This is a genomic window from Massilia sp. 05N420, assembly GCF_056397205.1.
The window spans coordinates 206,733-229,903 of sequence record NZ_JBFTMX010000015.1; the positions used below are offsets into that span (position 1 = coordinate 206,733).

Here is a 23,171-nt window from a genome sequence, read left to right on the forward strand (position 1 = left end):
TTCCGGCGAAGGCGGGAACGAGGGTGCGTAGGGTAAGGATGGGCGCTGTTTTATCGGTTTGCGAATTTTCGCTTGATCGCTTCCGCCAACTGGGGAACCAGGGCCCGCCTCTGCGCCAGCACGTCCGCAGGAGTCTCGCGCACCGCCTGGGCCCAAACCGGCGCCGGAAAATGCGCATCGTCCGCATAACGCGGAATCACATGCCAGTGCAAATGCGGCACCACATTGCCCAGGCTGGCAACGTTGACCTTCAGCGGCTGCATCACCTCGCGCACGGCCTGCTCCAGCTTCCACACCGCCTCGTTCAGCAGCAGGCGGTCCGCGTCAGGCAGGTCGCTCACTTCGCGCACATGCTCGTTCCAGATCACGCGGGCGAAGCCTGGGTAGTTGGGCTCGTTCGCCAGGATCACCGAGAACTTGTCGTTGGCGACCACCTTGGACGAAGCCGCCAGTTCGCACAGCTCGCAGCCGGCTTGCCTCGTCATACCAGCACCCTTTCGATACCGCCGTTGTTCGCATTCGCCACGTAGTTCGGCATCCAGTTCTCGCCCAGCAGATGCCGCGCCATCTCGACCACGATGTAGTCGGCGGTCGTGCCCGAGTCGTCGTTGTAGCGCGACAGGCCCTGCAGGCAGGACGGGCAGCTGGTCAGGATCTTGACGTCGCCGCTGAAGCCGTCGGCGCGCAGCTTGTCGGCGCCCTTCTCCATCTCTTCTTCCTTCCTGAAGCGGACCTGGGTCGCGATGTCCGGGCGAGAAACGGCAAAGGTACCGGACTCGCCGCAGCAGCGATCGTTCTTCTCGATCTTCACGTTGTCCGCGGTCTGCACCAGCGCGTTCACGGTCTTCATCGAATCCTGCAGCTTCATCGGCGTGTGGCAGGGGTCGTGGTACATGTAGCGGGTACCGGTCACGCCTTCCAGCCTGACGCCCTTCTCCAGCAGGTACTCATGGATGTCCATGATGCGGCAGCCCGGGAAGATCTTCTCGAACTCGTAGGTCGCGAGCTGGTCGTAGCAGGTGCCGCAGSWSACCASCACSGTCTTGATGTCGAGGTAGTTCAGSGTRTTSGCCATGCGGTGGAACAGCACGCGGTTATCCGTCATCATCTTGTCGGCCTTGTCGTACTGGCCGGCGCCGCGCTGGGGATAGCCGCAGCACAGATAGCCCGGCGGCAGCACGGTCTGCACGCCGACTTCCCACAGCATCGCCTGGGTCGCCAGGCCCACCTGCGAGAACAGGCGCTCGGAGCCGCAGCCCGGGAAGTAGAACACGGCCTCGGTGTCGGCGTTGGTCACCTTCGGATTGCGGATGATGGGGATGACCTTGTCGTCCTCGATGTCCAGGAGTGCCCGCGCCGTCTTCTTCGGCAGGTTGCCCGGCATCTTCTTGTTCACGAAGTGGATCACCTGCTCGCGCACCGGCGCCTTGCCGGTGGTCGGCGGCGGCGCCTTGGTCTGCTCCTTCGCCACCGCCTTCAGCACGCTGGCGCCGAGGCGCTGGGCCTTGTAGCCCAGGTCGACCATGGCCTTGCGGGTCAGGTTGATGGTGGTCGGGTCGGTCGCGTTCAGGAAGAACATGGCGGCGCGGTTGGCCGGCTTGAAGCTGCGCTTGTCCATCTTGCGCAGCAGGTTACGCATGTTCATCGAGACGTCGCCGAAGTCGATGTTGACCGGGCACGGCGTCACGCACTTGTGGCACACGGTGCAGTGGTCGGAGACGTCCTCGAACTCTTCCCAGTGGCGGATCGACACGCCGCGGCGGGTCTGCTCCTCGTACAGGAAGGCTTCGATCAGGGCCGAGGTCGCGAGGATCTTGTCGCGCGGCGAGTACAGCAGGTTCGATTGCGGCACGTGGGTGGTGCAGACCGGCTTGCACTTCCCGCAGCGCAGGCAGTCCTTGATGCTGTTGGCGATCTCGCCGATGTCGCTCTGCTGCATGATCAGCGACTCATGGCCCATCAGGCCGAAGGACGGCGTATAGGCATTGCGCAGGTCGGCGTAGGCGGTGTCGGTATTCAGCAGCTTGCCCTTGTTGAAGCGGCCTTCCGGATCGACCCGCTTTTTATACTCGCGGAAGTCGTGGATCTCTTCGTCGGTCAGGAACTCGAGCTTGGTGATGCCGATGCCGTGCTCGCCCGAGATCACGCCGTCCAGGGAGCGCGCCAGCTTCATGATGCGCTCGACGGCCTTGTGCGCATCCTGCAGCATCGCGTAGTCGTCCGAGTTCACCGGCAGGTTGGTGTGGACGTTGCCGTCGCCGGCGTGCATGTGCAGTGCCACGAAGACGCGCGAACGAAGCACGCGTTTATGGATCGCAGTAGCCTCATCAAGGATCGGTTTATACGCCGCGCCGTTGAAGATCTGGCGCAGCGGCGCGCGGATGTCGTTCTTCCACGAGACGCGCACCGTGTGGTCCTGCACCACGTCGAACAAGGTTGCCTGCGGCTGGCCCGATACGCGGCGCTCGAAGGTGTCAATGAAACCGTCGAGGCCGAATTCGGCCAGCTTCGGCAGCACGTCCCGCAAAGGATGGTCCAGGTTGGCCAGCAGCCAGCCCCAGCGCGCAGCGGTCTTCGCCAGCAGCTCGTCGGCCTGCTGCGGACGGTCGCCCAGGATCTCTTCCTTCGACACGCCTTCGCCGGTGGCATCGTCGGCCTTGCTCACTTCCAGCTGGCCGGAGGTGAACAGGGCGTGCAGTTCCTCGACCAGCTGCAGCTTGTTCTTGATGGACAGCTCGATGTTGATGCGCTCGATGCCGTCGGTGTACTCGCCCATGCGGTTCAGCGGGATCACCACGTCTTCGTTGATCTTGAAGGCGTTGGTGTGGCGCGCGATGGCCGCGGTGCGGGCGCGGTCCAGCCAGAATTTTTTCCTGGCTTCCGCGCTGACGGCAATGAAGCCCTCGCCCACGCGGGTATTCGCGATGCGCACCACTTCGGAGGCCGCCTGCGCGACCGCGTTCTCGTCGTCGCCGACGATGTCGCCGAACAGCGCCATCTTCGGCAGCGTGCCGCGCTTGGATTTTGTCGCGTAGCCGACCGCGCGCAGGTAGCGCTCGTCCAGGTGCTCCAGGCCCGCCAGGCGCAGGGTTTCGAATTCCGGCTTGCCGTTCTTCGGCAGGCTGTCCAGGTAATCCTTGATCTCGACGATCGAGGGGATCGCATCGCGCGCCTGGCCGAAGAATTCCAGCGCCACGGTGCGCGTGAACTTCGGCATCTTGTGCAGGATCCAGCGGCCCGAGGTGATCAAGCCGTCCGTGCCCTCTTTCTGGATGCCCGGCAGGCCGGCCAGGAATTTGTCGGTCACGTCCTTGCCCAGGCCTTCCTTGCGGAAGCGGCGGCCTTCGATGGCCAATAGCTCGGTGCGGAACGGCGCGCCCTTGGGTGCGCCCTTCTCCGACGGATGGGTCCACTCCAGCCTGAAGGTCGCGACCGGGGCGTCGTGGATCTTGCCGAGGTTGTGGTCGACGCGGGTCACGTCCAGCCAGTCGCCGTTCGGGTCGACCATGCGCCAGGAAGCGAGATTGTCGAGCGCCGTCCCCCACAGCACGGCCTTCTTGCCGCCCGCATTCATGGCGATGTTCCCGCCGATGCAGGACGCGTGGGCCGAGGTCGGATCGACCGCGAACACGAAGCCGGCCTTCTCGGCCGCCTGCGAGACGCGCTGGGTGACCACGCCGGCGCCGGTATGGATGGTCGCGTATTCGCGGTCCACGCCCGGCAGGCGGCTCATCTCGACTTCGCCCATGCCGATCAGCTTTTCGGTGTTGATCACCGCCGACATCGGGCTCAGGGGAATCGCACCGCCGGTATAGCCGGTGCCGCCGCCGCGCGGGATGATGGTCAGCCCGAGCTCGATGCAGCCTTTCACCAGGCCGGCCATCTCGTCCTCGCTGTCCGGCAGCAGGACCAGGAAGGGATACTCGACGCGCCAGTCGGTGGCGTCGGTCACGTGCGAGGTGCGGTGCATGCCGTCGAAGCGGATGTTGCGCTTGTCCGTGTAGCGGCCCAGCACGGCTCTAGCGCGCTTGCGCAGGTCGTACATGTCGCTGAATTCGCGGCCGAAGTCGTCGACCGCCTTGCGGGCCGCGGCCAGCAACTGCTCGACGGCGCTGCTGCGGGCGGCGGCGGTGGCCGCATCGGCATTGTCGCCGGCATCCACGCTCAGGCGGCGCTTGTCGACTTCGGCCAGGCGGTGATGCAGGGCCTCGATCAGCTTGGCGCGCCGCTTCGGGTTGTCCAGCATGTCGTCCTGCAGATAGGGATTGCGGCGAACCACCCAGATGTCGCCCAGCACTTCGTACAGCATGCGCGCGGAACGGCCGGTCTGGCGCGCGCCGCGCAGCTCGTCAAGCAGCCGCCACGAGGATTCGCCCAGCAGCCGGATCACGATCTCGCGATCGGAAAATGAGGTGTAGTTGTAGGGAATTTCACGCAGGCGGGCCGGTGCGTTTTCTTCGAGCAGGGCGTGGATATTGGCTGGTGCGTTCATGGTGGATCGGCTAACGAACTGACGCGTAGTGGACAGTCATTCTAGCTTATTGCGATGCACCATGCTGGGTAACGAATGATTTTTACAATCCGGTTTTAGCACAAACGTCGGAAAAATCGTTACCAGTGCAAATTTTCGATGCACAAAAACGTGTTTTTGCACCGAAAACTCGGCAATCCGAACATGGTGGCATCTTATCCACGAAGCGTGGCTTCATCCTTGTTCCACGCCCGGTAGCGCCGGGTCAGGCGCATGCTGCGCAACTGGTCGAGCACCACGGTGAAAAGCGGGCTGTAGGCGGCGGACGCCGCGCCGCCCCGGCCGAGCGCATGCAGGCGCCGCCGCACCAGCGCCATCCGCGCCAGGCTGGCCAGCACCTTGTCCTTCCAGTCGACCGCCGGCATGGCCGCCACCGGCTCGCGCCCGTCCCGCCACTGGCGCGGCAGGTCGGGGACGGCAGCCAGCGCCGTCGCCATGCCGACGATGGCGACGCCGCCGTGCAGCACCTGTTCGGCGACTTCACGGCGCGCGATGCCGCCGGTCGTCATCAGCGGCATCGCCGCAACCGCCGCCAGGTCCTTGGCGAATTCCAGGAAATAGGCTTCGCGGGCGAGCGTGCGGCCATCCGCGGTGCGGCCCTGCATCGCCGGGCTCTCGTAGCTCCCGCCCGACAGCTCGACCAGGTCGACCTGTTCGCGATTCAGCATGGCCAGCACCTGGCGTGCGTCGTCCTCGGAAAAGCCGCCGCGCTGGAAGTCGGCCGAATTCAGCTTGACCGCGACGCAGAAGCCCGGCGCCACGCGGGAACGTACTGCCCGCACGACCTCCAGCAGCAGGCGCGCGCGATTGGCCAGGCTGCCGCCCCAGGCATCCTCCCGCCGGTTGCTCAGCGGCGACAGGAATTGCGAGATCAGGTAGCCATGCGCCGCGTGGATCTGGACGCCGGTGAAGCCTGCCTGTTCGGCCGCATGGGCGGTCGCGGCAAAGCGTTCGATGACTTCCGCGATATCGCCTTCCCGCATCGCGACCGGCTGCGCAAACAGCTTGCTGTGCTTGCCCAGGTCCAGCGCCACCGCCGACGGCGCCCAGGCCTGTCCTCCCATGTTCGCCAGCACCTGACGGCCCGGATGGCTGATCTGCATCCAGACCTGGGCGCCATGCGCGCGCGCCGCCCGGGCCCAGTCAGTGAAGGGCGCCAGCGGCGTGCCCGCTTCGAGCGCGATGGTGCCCGGACCGGTAAGCGCGCGCCGGTCGACCATCACGTTGCCGGTGATGATCAGGCCGGTTCCGCCCTCGGCCCAGCGCTGGTAAAGGCGCTGGATGGCGGGCCCCGGCAACTGRCCGGCAGCGGCCAGGGTCTCTTCCATGGCGGCCTTGGCCAGTCGGTTGGGGACGATGGCGCCGTTCGGCAGGGTCAGGGGAGTGAACAGCATGGGATGGCCTCGATTCGATGTGGATGAGGTATCCTAAGCTTGAAGTCAACTTCAAGGTCAAGCACGAAATGAAAATCGGCGAACTGGCGGAACGCAGCGGGGTTCCGGCCTCCACCATCCGCTACTACGAGAAGGAAGGATTGTTGCCGAAGGTGCAGCGGGGGGCGAATGGGTATCGGGACTACCAGGACGGCGCGCTGTCGCGCCTGGACCTGATCCAGCTCGGCCAGAACCTCGGCTTTTCGCTGAATGCGATCCGGACGGTGGTGGCGCTGCACGGCGATGCGCTCAAGGATGCGCTGCTAGGCAAGCTGGAAGCGCGGCTGGAAGAGATCGACCGCCTGAGCGCCATCCTGGCTGCCCAGCGCAGTTCGGTGCTCGAAGCGAAGGAACGGGTGCAGGCGGCCGTGGCCAGCGGCGATTGCCGGGTGCAGGCGGCCTGGGAAATCACCCGAACACGCGGCCCGTCATCTCCCCAAGCCACTTCCACCACCCGTCCGGCACGTACAGCAAAGTCACGGTCATGAAGATATAGCGCCCGAACTTGCCGATCGCCATGTACATCACGCTGGACCAGAACGGCAGGTGCAGCCAGCCGGCCAGGGTGCACAGCGGATCGCCGATGCCGGGCACCCAGGACAGCAGCATGGTCTTGGAGCCGTAGCGCGCCAGCCAGTGGAACCAGCGCGACTTGCGCTCCTTGGCGAAAGCGACCTTGGCGCGGTAGCCGATCCAGTAGTCGACCATGCCGCCCAGCGTGTTGCCGAGGGTGGCGACCAGGATCACCGGCCAGAACATGGCGGGGTTGGCTTTCACCACCGCGAACACGGCCGGTTCCGAGCCCAGCGGCAACAGGGTGGCCGAGACGAAGGCGATCAGGAAGACGGAAGTCAGGCCGACGGTTGGCACAGCAAGGACTTTCAGCAGCCAGAGGACGGCGGACTCGATCATGGGTGGGGTTGAATGAAGAGCAGGATAGGTCCATTATAATGAGGAAAAACCCACCGCCACGACACGGTAGGCCCCGCTCCATCCCGCGCCGCCCGCCGTACTGCACGCCTCGGTTATCCGCCTTGCAAGACAGTCCTGATGTCGCCTCCGGAATCCACTATCACATCCGCCATGACTACCGACTACCTCAAGAAAATCCTGACCGCGCGCGTCTATGACGTGGCCCAAGAAACCCCGCTCGAACTCGCGCCGACGCTGTCCCAGCGCATCGGCAACCGCATCTATTTCAAGCGCGAAGACATGCAGAGCGTGTTCAGCTTCAAGCTGCGCGGGGCCTACAACAAGATGGCGCACCTGCCGCTCGAGCAGCTCAAGCGCGGCGTGATCTGCGCCTCGGCCGGCAACCATGCCCAGGGCGTGGCGCTGTCCGCGAGCCGCCTCGGCTGCCGCGCACTGGTCGTGATGCCGACCACCACGCCGCCGGTGAAGATCAACGCCGTCAAGGAACGCGGCGGCGCCAACGTCGAAATCGTGCTGCACGGCGACTCCTATACCGACGCCTACAACCACGCCCTGCTGCTCGAGCGCGAGCAGCAGCTGACCTTCGTGCACCCCTTCGACGATCCGGACGTGATCGCCGGCCAGGGCACGATCGGCATGGAGATCCTGCGCCAGCACTCCGGCCCGATCCATGCGATCTTCGTGGCGATCGGCGGCGGCGGCCTGATCTCCGGCGTCGGCGCCTATGTGAAAGCGGTGCGCCCGGACATCAAGGTGATCGGCGTGCAGACCGTCGATTCCGATGCGATGGCGAAGAGCCTGAAGGCCGGCGAACGCGTCACCCTGCCCGACGTCGGCCTGTTCTCGGACGGCACCGCGGTGCGCCTGGTGGGCGAGGAAACCTTCCGCATCGCCAAGGAAGTGGTCGACGAGATCGTGATCGTCGATACCGACGCGATCTGCGCCGCGATCCAGGACGTGTTCCAGGATACCCGCAGCATCCTCGAGCCGGCCGGCGCGCTGGCCGTGGCCGGCGCCAAGGCCTATGTCGAGCGCTCGCTGCTGACCCGCAATCCGGTCAAGAACGAGACCCTGGTGGCGGTGGCCTGCGGCGCCAACATGAATTTCGACCGCCTGCGCTTCGTGGCCGAGCGCGCCGAAATCGGCGAGGACCGCGAAGCCGTGTTCGCCGTCACCATTCCCGAGCAGCGCGGCAGCTTCAAGCGCTTCTGTGCCCTGGTCGGCCCGCGCAACGTCACCGAGTTCAATTACCGGATCAGCGACGAGCGCGAAGCCCACATCTTCGTGGGCGTGCAGATCGGCAGCCGTAGCGAATCCGGCATGCTGGCCCGCACCTTCGAGGAGCACGGTTTCCGCACCCTCGACCTCACCCACGACGAGCTGGCCAAGCTGCACATCCGCCACCTGGTCGGCGGCAAGAGCGCGCTGGCGCACGACGAACTGCTGTACCGCTTCGAGTTTCCGGAGCGTCCGGGCGCGCTGATGCGTTTCCTGGACAGCATGGCACCGAACTGGAATATCTCGCTGTTCCACTATCGCAACCAGGGTGGCGACGTCGGGCGCATCCTGGTCGGGCTGCAGGTGCCTTCGGGGGAGATGGATGAGTTCCGGCAATTCCTGGCTAGTCTGGGGTATCGCCACTGGGATGAAACCAACAATCCCGTCTACAAGCTGTTCTTGTGATTGCGGCGTGGGCACAGGGTGTCCACGCGTAATTCAGCGCAGTAATTGGCATAAAGGTGTACGATACGCGGCTTTGCCGACGCGGCGATCCCGCGTCAAGTCCCGCACCTCGAGACTGAATATGACCAATACCCCTGATCAATCGCCGCTCGGTAAGACCTCGGCCTACCAGACCCAGTACGCGCCCGAGCTGCTGTTTCCCATTCCGCGCCAGCAGAAGCGTGACGAGCTCGGCCTGAAAGGTACGCTGCCCTTCTTCGGCGTCGACATCTGGAACGCCTATGAGCTGTCGTGGCTGAACATGCGCGGCAAGCCGCAGGTGGCGATCGCGACCATCACGGCCCCCGCCGATTCGCCCAATATCGTCGAATCGAAGTCCTTCAAGTTATACCTCAACTCCTTCAACCAGACCCGCCTGGCGAATACGGACGCCCTGCTGGCCCTGCTGCGCGAAGACCTGTCGACTGCCTTCGGCGCGCAAGTAGCCGTGACGCTCACCCAGCCGGAAGACTTCGGCAAGCTCAAGATGGGCGAGCTGGAAGGCGTGCTGCTGGACCGCCTCGACATCGAGGTCGACAATTACAGCCCGGCACCGGAACTGCTCAAGGCCAGGCACGACGAAGCCGCGGTCGAAGAGACGCTGGTATCCCACCTGCTGAAGTCGAACTGCCTGGTCACGGGCCAGCCGGACTGGGGCACCGTGCAGATCCATTACGCCGGTCCGCAGATCGACCAGGAAAGCCTGCTGCGCTACCTGATCGGCTTCCGCGAGCACAACGAATTTCACGAGCAATGTGTCGAGCGCATCTTCACCGACATCCTGCGCCAGTGTAAGCCGCACAAGCTGGCGGTCTACGCCCGCTACACGCGGCGCGGCGGGCTCGACATCAATCCTTGGCGCGCGAATTTCAGCGCCGGCAAGGCGCCCAATCTGCGCACCGCCCGGCAGTAGAAAAATCCAGGCATTGTCCCCATCTAGTGTTCGTTTCCAGCGACAGAACCGTGGCATCAAAGCGACGTCAATCGTTTCGCAGTGACGAAGCGCAGACTGGGCATGCTGGCAAGTTTCGGCTAGAAAATACGGAAGATGGGTCTGAAATTCGCCTTTCCATTCGAGAAATTTGAAATTTCGTAGCGGATATTGCGTGTAGATACAAAACGATTGCGCGCGATCAAACCGATGTTTGGCCACAGGGATAAAACAGCCAGTCGTACAGACGCGAAATCGAATGTCATGGCCATGAAACAGGCCTATAATTCCCGCTCGCAAGAACCTGGGTGTACCGCAACAGAAGCGTGTTATGACTAATCTAAGCAAAATCCTCTCGCTCGAAAACGTTCAGCTCGATCTGGAAGTGTCGAGCAAGAAGCGCGCCTTTGAACAGGCCGGCCTGATCTTCGAGAACAACTGCGGCATCGCCCGCTCGACGGTCTCGGACAACCTGTTCGCGCGCGAACGCCTCGGTTCGACCGGTCTCGGTCATGGCGTGGCCGTGCCGCATGGCCGCATCAAGGGCAGCAAGAGCCTGAAGTCGCCGCTGGCCGCCTTCGTCCGCCTGGCCGAGCCGATTCCCTTCGAATCGCCGGACGGCCAGCCGGTCAGCCTGCTGTTCTTCCTCCTGATCCCGGACCACGTGACCCAGCAGCACCTGGAAATCCTGTCCGAAATCGCCGAACTGTTCTCCGACGAAGCCGTGCGTACCGCGCTGGCCACCGATCCGGACCCGCGCTCGGTGCATGAACGCATTATCAACTGGCAACCGAGCCTGCAGGCACTGGGTTAGAATAAGGCCATGCTCCAGACTCCGCTGACCATCCAGAGGCTGTACGACGACAATCGCGATAGCCTGCAACTTGGCTGGTTCGCGGGCTTCCCCGGCGGCGAGCGCCTGATCTCGGGCGACGCCGTCTCGGCCGCCGACCAGGTTGGCCACCTGAACCTGATCCACCCGGGCCGCATCCAGGTGTTCGGGCACCAGGAACTGAATTACTACCAGCGTCTCAAGTCGGGCTCGCGTAGCCACATGATCGGCGAAATGATCGCGGGCGGCCCGCCGGCCCTGATCATCGCCCAGGGCCTGGACACCCCGCCGGACATCCTCGCCATCTGCGACGAGCAGAACATTCCGCTGTTCTCGACCCCGCTGCCGGCCGCCCAGGTCATCGACTTCCTGCGGGTCTATTTATCGAAGAAACTGGCGCAGCGCGTCATCATGCACGGCGTGTTCATGGACGTGCTGGGCGTGGGCGTGCTGATCACCGGCGATTCCGGCCTCGGCAAGAGCGAGCTGGGCCTGGAACTGATCTCGCGTTCGCACGGCCTGGTGGCCGACGACGCGGTCGAATTCTCGCGCATCGCCCCGAACATGATCGAGGGCCGCTGCCCGCCGCTGCTGCAGAACCTGCTCGAAGTGCGCGGCCTGGGCCTGCTGGACATCAAGGCGATCTTCGGCGAGACCGCCGTGCGCCGCAAGATGCGGCTGAAGTTGATCGTGCATCTGGTCAAGCGCGGCGCGCTGGACGAGGAAGTCGAGCGACTGCCCTTCCACTTCCCGACCGAGGACGTGCTCGGCCTGCCGATCCGCAAGGTCGTGATTCCCGTCGCGGCCGGCCGCAACATCGCGGTGCTGCTGGAAGCCGCGGTGCGCAATACCATCCTGCAGCTGCGCGGTATCGATACGCTGCAGGAGTTCATGGAACGTCAACGCCAGGCGATGAGTGGCGATTAGGTTCTGAGTTACCACCATCGCAACTGGCCTGGCCACTGGCGACAAGGTCTTACCGTTGCGGTATGATGGACACATGCGAATCGTTCTCATCACCGGTATCTCGGGTTCCGGCAAGTCGGTAGCCCTCAATGTTCTCGAAGACGCAGGCTACTACTGCGTCGACAACCTGCCGCCCGCCCTGCTGCCTTTGCTGGTCGAGACAGTCAATGGCGCCGACAGCAAGTGCGTCGCCGTCGCCGTCGACGCCCGCAGCGCCGAGTCGCTGGCGGAACTGCCGGCCACGGTCCGCACGCTGCGCGAACAAGGGCATGACGTCAAGGTGATGTACCTGACTGCCAGCACCCATTCGCTGGTGGCCCGCTTTTCCGAGACCCGCCGCAGCCATCCGCTGTCGCACGAGCTGCGCCCGGGCGAGAACCCGGCTTCGCGCCGCACGCTGATCGAATGCATCTCGGAAGAGCGCGACCGCCTGGGAGCGATCGAGAAGCTGGGCCATGTGATCGACACCTCGGAAATGTCGGCGAACAAGCTGCGCGCCTGGGTCAAGGAACTGGCCGAGATCGAATTCGCGAAGCTGACCCTGTATTTCGAATCCTTCGCCTTCAAGCGCGGCGTGCCGCTGGACGCCGACTTCGTGTTCGACGTGCGCGCCGTGCCGAATCCCTACTACGATGTGACCTTGCGCCCGCTCACCGGCAAGGACGCGCCCGTCATCGCCTTCCTCGACGCCCAGCCCCAGGCCGTCGAAATGCTGGCCGACATCCGCGCCTTCGTGGCCAAATGGCTGCCCTCGTTCAAGACCGACAACCGCAGCTACCTGACGGTGGCGGTCGGCTGCACGGGTGGACAGCACCGCTCCGTGTACATGGCGGAACGGCTGGCGGCTTACTTCGGCGAATCCGAACGGGTGGTTGTGCGGCATCGCGAGCAGCACTGATAGCCGAACCGGGATCCCCGCCTCCGCGGGGACGACGAGCTAACACTCACACCAGCCCGGTCGCGTAAAACACCCCAATCACAAAGAACACCGCCAGCGTCTTGATGACGGTAATCGCGAAGATCTCGCGATACGACTCGCGGTGCGTCAGCCCGGTCACCGCCAGCAGGGTGATCACGGCGCCGTTGTGCGGCAGCGTGTCCATGCCGCCGCTGGCCATCGCCACCACGCGGTGCAGGACTTCCATCGGAATGTGGGCCGCTTCGGCGCCCTTGATGAACAGGTCGGACATCGCGGCCAGCGCGATGCTCATGCCGCCCGAGGCCGAGCCGGTGATGCCGGCCAGCGAACTGACCGACACCGCCGCATTCACCAGCGGGTTCGGAATCCCCTTCAGGGCATCGCTGACGACGATGAAGCCCGGCAGTGCGGCGATCACGCCGCCGAAACCGTATTCGGACGCGGTATTCATCGCCGCCAGCAGGGCGCCGCCGACGGCTTCCTTCGAACCGCTGGCAAAGCGCTGGCTGACGCGGCGGAAGGCGGTCGCGAGCACCAGCAGGATGCCGAGCAGCAGCGCGGCTTCGACCGACCAGATCGCCAGCACGCTCTTGACCGTGGCCGTCAGCGGCGTGTGCACGCCCGGCAGCACTTCGGGCGGCACCGTATAGGCGCCGGCGCCGTACCAGACCGGGATCATCTTGGTGAACGCGAAGTTGGCCACGCCCACCAGCACCAGCGGCAGCACCGCGATCAGCGGATGCGGCAGCGCTTCCCGGTTCGCCTCCGCCTCGGGCACATCGGCGTGCGCGCCATAGCCCTCGCCTTTCGCCATCGCGGCGCGGCGGCGCCATTCCAGGTAGGCCAGGCCGACCACGATGATGAACACCGAACCGATGGTGCCGAGCACGGGCGCGGCCCAGCCGGTGGTCTTGAAGAAGGTGGTCGGGATGATGTTCTGGATCTGCGGCGTGCCCGGCAGCGAATCCATGGTGAACGAGAAGGCGCCCAGTGCGATCGCGCCCGGCATCAGGCGCTTCGGAATATTGCTCTGACGGTAGAGCTCAGCCGCAAACGGATACACGGCGAACACCACCACGAACAGCGACACGCCGCCATAGGTCAGCAGCGCGCACACGGCGACGATCACGGCGTTCGCGCGCGAGCGGCCGATGTAGCGGATCGCCGCCTGCACGATGGATTTCGAGAAACCGGACATCTCGATGACCTTGCCGAACACGGCGCCCAGCATGAAGACCGGGAAGTAGAGCTTGACGAAGCCGACCATCTTTTCCATGAAGATGCCGGAAAAGACCGGCGCCACGGCGGACGGGTCGGTGAACAGGACCGCGCCGAGGGCGGCGATCGGTGCGAACAGGATGACGCTATAACCGCGGTAGGCGGCCACCATCAGGAAGGCCAGCGCGGCCAGGACGATCAGAAACGACAAATTGGACTCCTCTATTGTTGTGCTTGGCTATGCCATTATTTCATTGCCTGATGAAATCATCGCATAAATTCGTGCTTATGCTGCAACGCATTATCGGTAGGCGAAAAAAAACCCGGCGGATGCCGGGGCGGCGGAGCGGGCGCCGCTTATGCCAGGTGGCGCAACGGATGCGCATGCGCCGGCCACACCGGCTCGAAGAAGCGCGCCACCATCTCCGGCGTGACGGCATCCAGCGCGGGCGGGTTCCACTTCGGCGCATTGTCCTTGTCGATCACCAGCGCGCGCACGCCTTCCAGCACTTCGCCGTGTTCGAAGTTGCGGCGCACCAGCGAGCGCTCCATGCGCAGGCAGGCAGCCACGTCCATCGTGGCGCCGCGCACCAGCATCTCGCGCGTCACGCACATCATCAGCGGCGAGCGCTGGCGCATCGCGGCCAGGGCCTTCTGCGCGAATGGGGTGTCATCGCCCTCCAGCGAGACCATCACGGCCTGTACCGAGTCGGCGCCAAAGTGCCTGTCGACCAGCGCGCGTTGCGCTTCGAGTTCGCTGGCGCCGGCCTGCTGCGCGAACGGCGCGGCGAAGGCGCGGATCGCATCGGCCAGCTGCTTGCCCGGCGTCGCAGCGATCAGCGCATGCAGTGCCGGCAGTTCGGCGCCCGGCACGAACACGTCGGCCAGGCCGACGTAGAGCGCATCGGCGGCGCCGATGGTCAGCCCCGTCAGTCCCAGATGCATGCCGAGCGCGCCCGGCGCATGCGACAGGAAGTGGCTGCCGCCGACGTCCGGGAACAGGCCGATGTTCACCTCGGGCATGGCCATCTTCGTGCGTTCGGTCACGATGCGCAGGCCGGTCTCGGGCCCGCCCTGGGCGATACCCATGCCGCCGCCCATGACCACGCCGTCCATCAACGAGATATAGGGTTTCGGATAGAAGTGGATCAGGTGGTTCAGCGCGTATTCTTCGGTAAAGAAGTCTTCCAGCAGCGCACTGCCTCCAGTGGGCGTGGCGCGCCCGGCCTGGTGGAAGAAGCGGATGTCGCCGCCTGCGCACAGGGCTTTCTCGCTGCTGCTCTTGATAACGACGGCGTCGACGTTCGAATCGTCGCGCCAGGCCAGCAGGGTCTCCGTCAGTGCGCGCACCATCTCCAGCGACAGCGAGTTCAGGGCCTTGGGACGGTCGAGGGTAATGATGCCGGTGCCGCTGGCAACGCGGGTCTGCACGTATTCGCTCATGTTCTTTTATTTATTGAAATGGAAAACGGCATTGTAGCGCGGCCCGGAAAACGAAAAGGGCGCCAGATGCGCCCTTCCTTGCTTGTGCTGCGCCAGCGGAAGGATCACGCTGTAGCGGCAGCTTCTCCTCCATCGTTGGGTATGCGCTTGAGCGGTGTACTACTGTGATCCTGCAGCATCTGCTTGTACTTCTGCACCTGCCGGTCGAGCCGGTCCATCAGCATGTCGATCGCGGCGTACAAGTCGTGCGCGGCGCTGGCGACGTGAACGATCTTGCCGGCGAGGCGCAAGTTGATCTCGGCCTTCTGGCGTTTTTCTTTCTCGGTGAGATTGTCAATGCAGAGGATGACGTGGGAGTCGATCACTTGATCGAAATGGCGGGTGATGCGTTCGAGCTTGTTCTGTACGTATTCACGGATTGCCGGGGTTACATCGAGATGATGTCCGCTGATAGTGAGATTCATACACACTCCTTTGATGATGCGCTGCCTGTCGTACGCGCATACCACGCACCAGGGCAGCGTTGTTGCAAGAAGCTTGCTGCAAGAGCTTGCTGAAAGAGCTTGCTACAGAGATTTACGGAGGCTGACGGGAGGGATCTTCAGCGCCTCGCGGTATTTCGCTACCGTGCGGCGTGCGATAACCATTCCCTGTTCCCCTAGCATCTCCGCGATCTTGCTGTCGGATAAAGGGTTTTTGGGGTCTTCTGCTCCTGTGAGTTGTACGATGAGAGCCCGGATCGCGGTCGAGGAGGCTTCTCCTCCTGCCTCGGTCGCGACGTGACTCCCGAAAAAGTACTTCAACTCGAACATGCCGTGCGGCGTCAGCATGTATTTCTGAGTTGTGACACGAGAAATTGTGCTCTCGTGTAGACCTAGTGTATCAGCTATCTCACGTAAAACAAGGGGCCGCATGGCAACGGCGCCATGGGAGAAAAAGTTCCGCTGGCGCTCCACGATTGCTTGAGCTACCCGAAGGATAGTATCGAAGCGCTGGCGCATGTTTTTGATGAGCCATTTTGCTTCCTGCAACTGCGCCGCCAGCTGGGATTCCGATTTTCCCTGCTTCATCAAGGTGGCATACAGGCTGTTCACGCGCAGGCGCGGCATCACCTCGGGATTCAGCTGCACGCTCCAGCCGTCCTTCGCGCGGCGCACGATCACGTCCGGCACCACGAAGTCGGAAACGTCGGAAGCGAAGGCCGCGCCCGGATGCGGATTGCAATGGCGGATCACGGCCTGGGCTTCGCGCAGGTCTTCGTCGTCGCAGTCGAGGGCTTTCTTGAGCTTGTTGAATTCGCGCTGCGCGAACCAGGTCAGGTAGCGTTCGACGATGGTCAGCGCCATGCGCCGCGTGACCAGCGGCACGCCCGGCATGCGGCGGATCTGCAGCGCCAGGCATTCGGCGGCGCTGCGCGCGCCCACGCCGGGCGGGTCCATGCTTTGCACCAGCGCCAGTGCGGTGCGCAGCTCCTCGAATTCCACTTCGAGTTCGGCCGGCAGGCGCGCATGCAGCTCGTCCAGGGTTTCTTCGAGGTAGCCGTTGTCGTCGAGGGTGTCGACGACGATCTCGACCAGCGCGCAATCGCGCGGCGACATGCAGGTCAGGCGTACCTGCTCCATCAAGTGTTCGCGCAGCGAGACCGGGCTGGCTTCCAGCTGCGGGCGGCCATCCTCTTCCTCGCCGCCGCTGCCGCTGCCGGAACGGCCAGACTCGCCCCAGTCCATGTCGTGCTCGGCGCCGCCGGCATCGCCGTTGTCGCTGTCGCCGCCTTCGGCTTCGGCGCCACCGCCGCCATTGCCCTCCTCGCCCTGGCTGGACGAGGGCGGCGAGTCGGGCGTGGTCGAGGTCGACGCGCCGTTGTTGATCGCGCCGTCGGCCAGCAGGCGCACCGAGTGGTCGAGCGGATCGTCGAGGCGTTCGAGCAGCGGGTTGTCGCTGAGGACCTGTTCAATCTCCTGGTGCAGCTCGAGAGTGGACAGCTGCAGCAGCCGGATCGACTGCTGGAGTTGCGGTGTCAGCGCAAGGTGCTGTGAGGTCTTGAGTTGCAGCGTCTGTTTCATGACTACATCCGGAAATGTTCACCCAGGTAGACGCGGCGGACGGATTCATTCGCGATGATGTCGTCCGGGCGTCCCGACGCCAGCACCGCGCCCTGGTTGATGATGTAGGCACGGTCGCAGATGCCGAGCGTCTCGCGCACGTTGTGGTCGGTGATCAGGACGCCGATGCCGCGCTCCTTCAGGAAGCGCACGATGCGCTGGATCTCGATCACCGCGATCGGATCGACGCCGGCAAACGGCTCGTCCAGCAGCACGAAGCGCGGGTTGGTGGCGAGGGCGCGCGCAATCTCCACGCGGCGCCGTTCGCCGCCCGACAGCGACAGCGCCGGGTTCTCGCGCAGCTTCTCGATCTGCAGCTCGGCCAGCAGCTCGTTGAGGCGCTCCTCGATGCGGTTCTTGCCCAGCGGCTTGCCGTCCTCGCGCTGCAGTTCCAGCACGGCGCGGATGTTCTCCTCCACCGTCAGCTTGCGGAACACCGAGGCTTCCTGCGGCAGGTAGGACAGGCCCAGCATGGCGCGCCGGTGGATCGGCAGGCTGGTGATGTCGGTGCCGTTGATGACGATGGCGCCGGCGTCGGCCGGCACCAGGCCCACGATCATGTAGAACGAGGTCGTCTTGCCGGCGCCGTTCGGGCCGAGCAGGCCGACCACCTCGCCGCAGGCGACCTGCAGCGAAACGTCGCGCACCACCAGGCGCTTGCCGTAGCTTTTCTGCAGCCCCTTGGCCACCAGGGTGCTGCCGCCGCTCGCGATGGCGGCGGCGTCTGCGTGTACATCCATCATTGCTTTCCTGCTTCCGGTTGCCCGGCCGACGCAGTGCGGCGCGGATAAAAAGTAAAACTGGCGCGGGCCTTGCCGGGCCTGTCGACGCCGCTCGGGTCGTTCAGGTTCAGCAGGACTTCCTTGCGCGCATCGTAGGCGATGAATTCGCCGCCCATTTCACGCATCACGTTGCGGCCTTCCAGCTGCCTGATGGCGGCGTTCGAACTGAACTTGACGACCTCGGTGCGCTCGTCGTACTCGATGCGCTCGGCCTGGCCTTCGTCCCACTGCTCGGGGCCGCTGTCGCGCTTCTGGCGGAACGACGCCGGCTTGCCGGGCGCCGCGACCAGGACGATGGTCTTGTAACCGTCCGGCGCTTCCTTGATCTCGGCACGCTCGGCCTTCAGCAGCATGGTGCCGCGGGTGGCGGTCACGCCGCCGGTCAGGACCACGGTTTGCGTGACCTGGTCCAGGGTCCCGTTGCCGCCGACCACCTTCAGCGGCTTGAGCGCATCCGCCCGCTCCGCCTGCGCCAGCGGCGCCAGCAACAGCGCGGCAGCGGCAAGGACGGCCTTCATTTACTGCTTCCCTGCCGGCGCCGCCGGCGTGGTCGCGGGAGCCGCCGCCGGCGCGGTACGGCGCGGCGCGATGATGATCGTGCCGCGTCCGCCGCCCGGCTTGCTTTCGCCGCTGGTGTCGTTGAACACGTTGGCCTGCTCGGTGCGGTTGTCGTAGGAGATGAACGGGCCGTTCACCTCGCTGGTCATGCGCTTGCCTTCGAGCTGCTTGACGACCGCGTTCGAGAACAGCTTGACCAGCTCGGTGCGCTCGTCGTATTCGATGCGCTGGGCCTGGCCTTCGACCCACAGGTCGGGGCCGCCGTCACGCTTCTGGCGGAAGGTCGCGGGCTGGCCCGGCGCGGCGGTCAGGGTCACCGCCATATAGCCTTCCGGCGATTCCGTGAGCACGGCCTTGTCGGCCTTGATCGTCAGGGTGCCGCGGGTCAGCACGACGTTGCCGGTGAAGGTGCGGGTCTGGGTGACCTCGTCGATGTGCGCGTTGTTGAAATCGATCTTGGCCTGCTTGAGAGAATCCGCACGCTCCGCCGAGGCGGTCAGGCTTGCCAGCGACAGCGCGGCGACAGCGAGTATTTTTTTCATTGTTTTCCTTTCGGCGGGAAGATGAGTTCTCCGCGGCCGCCCAGCGTCACCTGCTGTGTGGCGTTGTTGGCGACCATGCCGACGCCGGTGACCGAGGCGGCGCCGAGCGTCATCTGGATCGGCTTGTCGGTCTTCGAGATTTCCTCGTCCGGCAGCACGGTCAGCGCCTCGGTGCGGATGCGCATCGGCTTCGAGGTGGCGCTGCCGGGACGCGAGATGTCGACATTGCCGATCAGGTCGATCTGGTTCTGGTCCTGGTTGACGTTGGCGGTGTTCGCCGTCATCGTCATGTGCGGCCGGTCGGTGCTCATGCTCTGCACGACCGGCTTGTCGATCACCGAGGTGTTGTTGGCCGGGCGGTGGGTCAGGCGCTCGCCCGAGATCACGTAGCGCGGCTGGCCAGCTTCCGACATCCGCACGAAGCTGAAGTTGTCGATGATGTAGTCCGGATCGTCGCCCACGTCGACGCGGTGCGCTTCGCCTTCGCCGCGCATCACCTGCACCAGCCAGAAGCTGCCGAAGGCGAAGAACACGGCCGCCAGCATCAATGCCAGCAGACGCCAGCGATGCGCGGTGCGCTTGTTGACGTAGGTCGTGGTCGCCATGGCTTGCGAAGGATTATCCAAAGTACGGTGCCAATGCCTGTTCGTAGGTTCCCTGGGCGCGCATCACCATGTCGCAGACTTCGCGCACGGCGCCGCGTCCGCCCGCATTCTTCGTCACGTAGTGGGCGCGGTACTGCACTTCCGGATGGCCGCTCGGCACCGTGACGGCAAAACCGACGCGGGTGAACAGCGGCAGGTCGATCACGTCGTCGCCGATGTAGCCGCACTGCTCGGCCGTCACGCCGGTCTTTTCCAGCAGCTCGGCAAAGGCCAGGCGCTTGTCGTGCTGGCCCTGGAACACATGGGTGATCCCGAGGTCGGCGGCGCGCTTGACCACGATCGGCGAATTGCGCGCGCTGATGATGGCGGTCTGCACGCCGGTGCGGTTCAGCAGCTGGATGCCGAGGCCGTCCAGCACGAAGAAGGTCTTGGTGATCTCGCCGTTGGCGTCATAGGTCAGGCTGCCGTCGGTGAGGACACCGTCGACGTCGAAGATCATGACCTTCACGCGCGCGGCACGCTGCAGATGTTCCAGCTGGGTCACCATCAGATCACCTTGGCGCGGGTCAGGTCGTGGATGTGGAGGGCGCCGACCAGCATGCCGTCGGCGTCGGYCACCAGCATCTGGTTGATGCGGAATTCCTCCATCACGGCAACGGCGTCGACCGCCAGCTGCTCGGGATGGATGCGGCGCGGATTCGCGTGCATGACGTCCTGGATCGTCAGCCTGCTGAAGTCATGGGTCTTCTCGAACAGGCGGCGCAGGTCGCCGTCGGTGAACACGCCGACCGGGCGGCCGGCGTCGTCGACGATGGCGGTCATGCCCATGCCCTTCTGCGAGATTTCCAGCAGGGCCTCGGTCAGCGGAGCATTCGGCTTCACTTTCGGCACCGCGTCGCCGCTGCGCATCACGTCGCGCACGTGGGTCAGCAGCTTGCGGCCGAGGGCGCCGCCCGGGTGCGACAGGGCGAAGTCTTCCGACTTGAAGCCGCGCAGCTCCAGCAGCGCGACGGCGAGGGCATCGCCCAGCGCCAGGGTGACGGTGGTGGAAGCGGTCGGCGCCAGGTTCAGCGGGCAGGCTTCCTTGTCGACCGAGACGTCGAGGTGGACGTCGGCAACCTGGGCCAGGCGCGAGCCCGGCTTGCCGGTCATGGCGATCACGGGCACGCGCATGCGCTTGACGGCCGGAATCACGACCGCCAGCTCGGCGCTTTCGCCGGAATACGAGATCGCGACCAGCACGTCCTGCGGCGTGACCATGCCGAGGTCGCCGTGGGCGGCTTCGGCCGGGTGCAGGAACAGGGCCGGGGTGCCGGTCGAGGCCAGGGTCGCGGCGATCTTGCGGCCAATGTGACCCGACTTGCCGATGCCCGAGACGACCACGCGGCCCTTGCAGGCCAGCATCAGGGCCACAGCTTGCGCAACGGCAGGCTTCAGGCTGTCGTCCTGGCCGAGACGCGCGCTCAGCTTGCGGATCGCTTCGCCTTCGATGTCCAGGGTCTCGCGCGCCAGCTCCAGAGCGCGCTTTGCCTGGGCCTCGTCAAAACTTGTCAACATTATTTTTTCATCGGTTACACTCATGGTGGAAGTATATCCGAATTGCGAAAGCAAAAAACTTGCCAGACGTAACAGAGCGCACATATTTACGGGATCGTGACCACACCCCAGCATGACATCAGGCCTTGAATTAACTCTTCTGCTGCTGGGCAGCGCCGTTCTTGGCGTGGTTGCGTTCCGGATGCTCCACCTCCCCCCGATGCTGGGTTACCTGGCCGTCGGCGTCCTGATCGGCCCCCACGCCCTGCAACTGGCCGACAACGGTCCCAGCACCCATGCCCTGGCCGAATTCGGCGTGGTGTTCCTGATGTTCTCGATCGGCCTCGAATTCTCGCTGGCCCAGCTCAAGGCGATGCGGCGCATCGTGTTCGGGCTCGGGCTGGCCCAGGTTTCGCTGACCATCCTGATCACGGTGCTGGCCTCGCTGCTGGCCCCGCGCCTGCCGGCGCCGTTCAACACCGGCTGGCAGGCCGCGCTGGCGCTCGGCGGCGCGCTGGCGATGTCCTCCACCGCGATCGTCTCCAAGCTGCTGACCGAACGCCTCGAGCTCGAGAGCGAGCATGGGCGGCGCATCATCGGGATCCTGCTGTTCCAGGATCTGGCCGTGGTGCCGCTGCTGATCCTGATTCCCTCGCTGGCGCGGCCGGCCGAGGAACTGGCGATGAACCTGGCCTGGGCCGCGCTGAAGGCCGCCGCCGTGCTGGCCCTGCTGCTGTTCTTCGGCCAGAAGCTGATGCGCAAATGGTTCACCATCGTCGCCAAGCGCCGCTCGCAGGAACTGTTCATGCTGAACCTGCTGCTGGTGACCCTGGGCGCGGCCTGGATCACCGAGCGCGCCGGCCTCTCCCTGGCCCTCGGGGCTTTCGTGGCCGGCATGCTGATCTCCGAGACCCAGTATAAACACCAGGTGGAAGAGGACATCAAGCCCTTCCGCGACGTGCTGCTCGGCCTGTTCTTCATCAGCATCGGCATGCTGCTCAACCTCGAGCTGGTGCTGGCCAACTGGTGGCTGGTGCTGGCCATGCTGGCGATTCCGGTGCTGCTCAAGTTCGCCCTGATCGGGGCGCTGGCCAAGGCCTTCGGCTCCTCCGACGGGGTGGCGATGCGCACCGGCCTGGCCCTGGCCCAGGCCGGCGAATTCGGCTTCGTGCTGCTGAACCTGGCCTCCGGCTCGAAGCTGATCGATCCCTTCCTGATCCAGCTGGTGCTGGCGGCGATGGTGCTGTCGATGCTGCTGGCCCCCTTCATGATCGCCAACAGCGACAAGATCGTGATGAAGATGGCGTCCAACGAATGGATGCTGCAGTCGCTGCAGCTGACCCAGATCGCCAGCCGCACGATGGCGGCGCAGAAGCACGTGATCATCGCCGGTTTCGGCCGCAGCGGGCAGAGCCTGGCTACTCTCTTGTCGGAGGAAAAGCTGCCCTGGTATGCGCTCGACCTCGATCCCGAGCGGGTCCAGGAAGCGCGCGCGGCCGGCGCCAACGTCTCCTACGGCGACTGCTCGCGGCGCGAATCGCTGATCGCGGCCGGCATCAACCGCGCCAGCGCGCTGGTGATCACCTTCGCCGATACGCGCCTGGCGCTCAAGGTGCTGCACCTGGTGCACGAACTGGCGCCCAAGCTGCCGGTGATCGTGCGCGCCCACGACGACACCGAATTCGACGTCCTCAAGCGCGCCGGCGCCACCGAGGTGGTGCCGGAGGCGCTGGAATCGAGCCTGATGCTGGCCTCGCACGCGCTGGTGGTGATGGGGGTGCCGCTGCGGCGCGTGGTGCATCGCGTGCAGGCCGCGCGCGACGAACGCTATTCCTCGCTGCGCGGCTTTTTCCACGGCGCCAGCGACGTCAGCGACGATCCGGAGCACAGCTACGTGCGCCTGCACTCGGTGGTGCTGGCCGAGGATGCCGGCGCGGTCGGCCGCTGCATCGGCGACCTGGGCTTCGACGAAGTCGGCGCCGAGGTGACGGCGGTCCGGCGCGGCAACCAGCGGATCGAGCCCGAAGACGATACCGAGCTGCGCGCCGGCGACGTGGTGGTGCTGCGCGGGACCGGGACGGCGGTCAACCGCGCCGAGGGCCGGCTTTTACGGTAGAG

The 23,171-nt window shown here is 64.9% G+C and carries 21 protein-coding genes; 7 read left to right on the plus strand and 14 right to left on the minus strand.

What is annotated here, in order from left to right; translation table 11 throughout:
* Nucleotides 1-50 precede the first annotated feature (50 nt).
* The 3 genes from AC1DIX_RS12175 to AC1DIX_RS12185 form a co-directional block, all read right to left on the minus strand.
* On the minus strand, nt 51-485 hold the full coding sequence (locus AC1DIX_RS12175) for an HIT family protein (protein ID WP_477252003.1): 435 nt from the start codon (nt 483-485) through the stop codon (nt 51-53).
* Nucleotides 482-4,492 (minus strand): DUF3683 domain-containing protein, encoded by a 4,011-nt coding sequence (locus AC1DIX_RS12180; protein ID WP_477324542.1) that lies wholly within the window; start codon nt 4,490-4,492, stop codon nt 482-484. Before AC1DIX_RS12180 ends, AC1DIX_RS12175 begins: the two co-directional genes overlap by 4 nt.
* A gap of 194 nt (nt 4,493-4,686) precedes the next feature.
* Nucleotides 4,687-5,925, minus strand: a complete 1,239-nt coding sequence (locus AC1DIX_RS12185) for an NADH:flavin oxidoreductase/NADH oxidase family protein (RefSeq protein WP_477324544.1) — start codon at nt 5,923-5,925, stop codon at nt 4,687-4,689.
* A gap of 23 nt (nt 5,926-5,948) precedes the next feature.
* Here AC1DIX_RS12185 and AC1DIX_RS12190 point away from each other — a divergent pair, with 23 nt between their 5' ends.
* On the plus strand, nt 5,949-6,452 hold the full coding sequence (locus AC1DIX_RS12190; protein ID WP_477324546.1) for a MerR family transcriptional regulator: 504 nt from the start codon (nt 5,949-5,951) through the stop codon (nt 6,450-6,452).
* Here AC1DIX_RS12190 and AC1DIX_RS12195 read toward each other — a convergent pair.
* Nucleotides 6,373-6,876, minus strand: coding sequence for a YqaA family protein (locus AC1DIX_RS12195; RefSeq protein WP_477252011.1), 504 nt, complete (start codon nt 6,874-6,876; stop codon nt 6,373-6,375). The genes AC1DIX_RS12190 and AC1DIX_RS12195 overlap by 80 nt on opposite strands.
* Nucleotides 6,877-7,014: 138 nt before the next feature.
* Here AC1DIX_RS12195 and ilvA point away from each other — a divergent pair, with 138 nt between their 5' ends.
* From ilvA to rapZ, 5 genes are all read left to right on the plus strand, one after another.
* Nucleotides 7,015-8,580: a threonine ammonia-lyase, biosynthetic gene (gene ilvA / locus AC1DIX_RS12200; RefSeq protein WP_441934938.1), complete on the plus strand. Its 1,566-nt coding sequence runs from the start codon at nt 7,015-7,017 to the stop codon at nt 8,578-8,580.
* 121 nt (nt 8,581-8,701) lie between these two features.
* Nucleotides 8,702-9,532 carry an NADPH-dependent 7-cyano-7-deazaguanine reductase QueF gene (gene queF, locus AC1DIX_RS12205; RefSeq protein WP_441934937.1) on the plus strand — a complete coding sequence of 277 codons (831 nt, stop codon included), beginning with the start codon at nt 8,702-8,704 and terminating at the stop codon, nt 9,530-9,532.
* A gap of 349 nt (nt 9,533-9,881) precedes the next feature.
* Nucleotides 9,882-10,364 (plus strand): PTS sugar transporter subunit IIA, encoded by a 483-nt coding sequence (locus AC1DIX_RS12210; RefSeq protein WP_258843953.1) that lies wholly within the window; start codon nt 9,882-9,884, stop codon nt 10,362-10,364.
* 9 nt (nt 10,365-10,373) lie between these two features.
* Nucleotides 10,374-11,309 carry an HPr(Ser) kinase/phosphatase gene (gene hprK, locus AC1DIX_RS12215; RefSeq protein ID WP_258843954.1) on the plus strand — a complete coding sequence of 312 codons (936 nt, stop codon included), beginning with the start codon at nt 10,374-10,376 and terminating at the stop codon, nt 11,307-11,309.
* A 73-nt stretch (nt 11,310-11,382) separates the two neighbouring features.
* Nucleotides 11,383-12,246, plus strand: a complete 864-nt coding sequence (rapZ, locus tag AC1DIX_RS12220) for an RNase adapter RapZ (RefSeq protein WP_477324548.1) — start codon at nt 11,383-11,385, stop codon at nt 12,244-12,246.
* 46 nt (nt 12,247-12,292) lie between these two features.
* Here rapZ and AC1DIX_RS12225 read toward each other — a convergent pair whose 3' ends face one another.
* From AC1DIX_RS12225 to AC1DIX_RS12270, 10 genes are all read right to left on the minus strand, one after another.
* Nucleotides 12,293-13,696 (minus strand): GntP family permease, encoded by a 1,404-nt coding sequence (locus tag AC1DIX_RS12225; protein ID WP_477324550.1) that lies wholly within the window; start codon nt 13,694-13,696, stop codon nt 12,293-12,295.
* Between the two features lie 146 nt (nt 13,697-13,842).
* Nucleotides 13,843-14,928 carry an enoyl-CoA hydratase/isomerase family protein gene (locus AC1DIX_RS12230; RefSeq protein ID WP_477252019.1) on the minus strand — a complete coding sequence of 362 codons (1,086 nt, stop codon included), beginning with the start codon at nt 14,926-14,928 and terminating at the stop codon, nt 13,843-13,845.
* Nucleotides 14,929-15,032: 104 nt separating this feature from the next.
* The gene (hpf, locus tag AC1DIX_RS12235) at nt 15,033-15,392 is read right to left on the minus strand and encodes a ribosome hibernation-promoting factor, HPF/YfiA family (RefSeq protein WP_441934933.1); all 360 of its coding nucleotides are present in this window, start codon (nt 15,390-15,392) and stop codon (nt 15,033-15,035) included.
* A 102-nt stretch (nt 15,393-15,494) separates the two neighbouring features.
* Complete coding sequence (locus AC1DIX_RS12240) at nt 15,495-16,991, minus strand: RNA polymerase factor sigma-54 (protein WP_477324552.1); 1,497 nt, start codon at nt 16,989-16,991, stop codon at nt 15,495-15,497.
* A gap of 2 nt (nt 16,992-16,993) precedes the next feature.
* Entirely contained in the window at nt 16,994-17,770 is a 777-nt protein-coding gene (gene lptB / locus AC1DIX_RS12245) for an LPS export ABC transporter ATP-binding protein (RefSeq protein ID WP_441934931.1), read from the minus strand.
* A complete protein-coding gene (lptA, locus tag AC1DIX_RS12250; protein WP_477324554.1) occupies nt 17,770-18,330 on the minus strand; it encodes a lipopolysaccharide transport periplasmic protein LptA in 561 nt (186 codons plus the stop codon). The genes lptB and lptA (AC1DIX_RS12250) overlap by 1 nt, the downstream gene beginning before the upstream one ends.
* Nucleotides 18,331-18,912: a lipopolysaccharide transport periplasmic protein LptA gene (gene lptA / locus AC1DIX_RS12255; RefSeq protein WP_441934929.1), complete on the minus strand. Its 582-nt coding sequence runs from the start codon at nt 18,910-18,912 to the stop codon at nt 18,331-18,333.
* Nucleotides 18,909-19,517: an LPS export ABC transporter periplasmic protein LptC gene (gene lptC, locus AC1DIX_RS12260; RefSeq protein ID WP_477324556.1), complete on the minus strand. Its 609-nt coding sequence runs from the start codon at nt 19,515-19,517 to the stop codon at nt 18,909-18,911. Before lptC ends, lptA (AC1DIX_RS12255) begins: the two co-directional genes overlap by 4 nt.
* A 13-nt stretch (nt 19,518-19,530) precedes the next feature.
* Nucleotides 19,531-20,064 (minus strand): KdsC family phosphatase, encoded by a 534-nt coding sequence (locus AC1DIX_RS12265; RefSeq protein ID WP_441934927.1) that lies wholly within the window; start codon nt 20,062-20,064, stop codon nt 19,531-19,533.
* On the minus strand, nt 20,064-21,098 hold the full coding sequence (locus AC1DIX_RS12270) for a KpsF/GutQ family sugar-phosphate isomerase (protein ID WP_477324558.1): 1,035 nt from the start codon (nt 21,096-21,098) through the stop codon (nt 20,064-20,066). The genes AC1DIX_RS12265 and AC1DIX_RS12270 overlap by 1 nt, the downstream gene beginning before the upstream one ends.
* 88 nt (nt 21,099-21,186) lie before the next feature.
* Between AC1DIX_RS12270 and AC1DIX_RS12275 the strand changes: the two genes are divergently transcribed.
* Entirely contained in the window at nt 21,187-23,169 is a 1,983-nt protein-coding gene (locus AC1DIX_RS12275; protein ID WP_441934925.1) for a monovalent cation:proton antiporter family protein, read from the plus strand.
* Nucleotides 23,170-23,171: the final 2 nt, after the last annotated feature.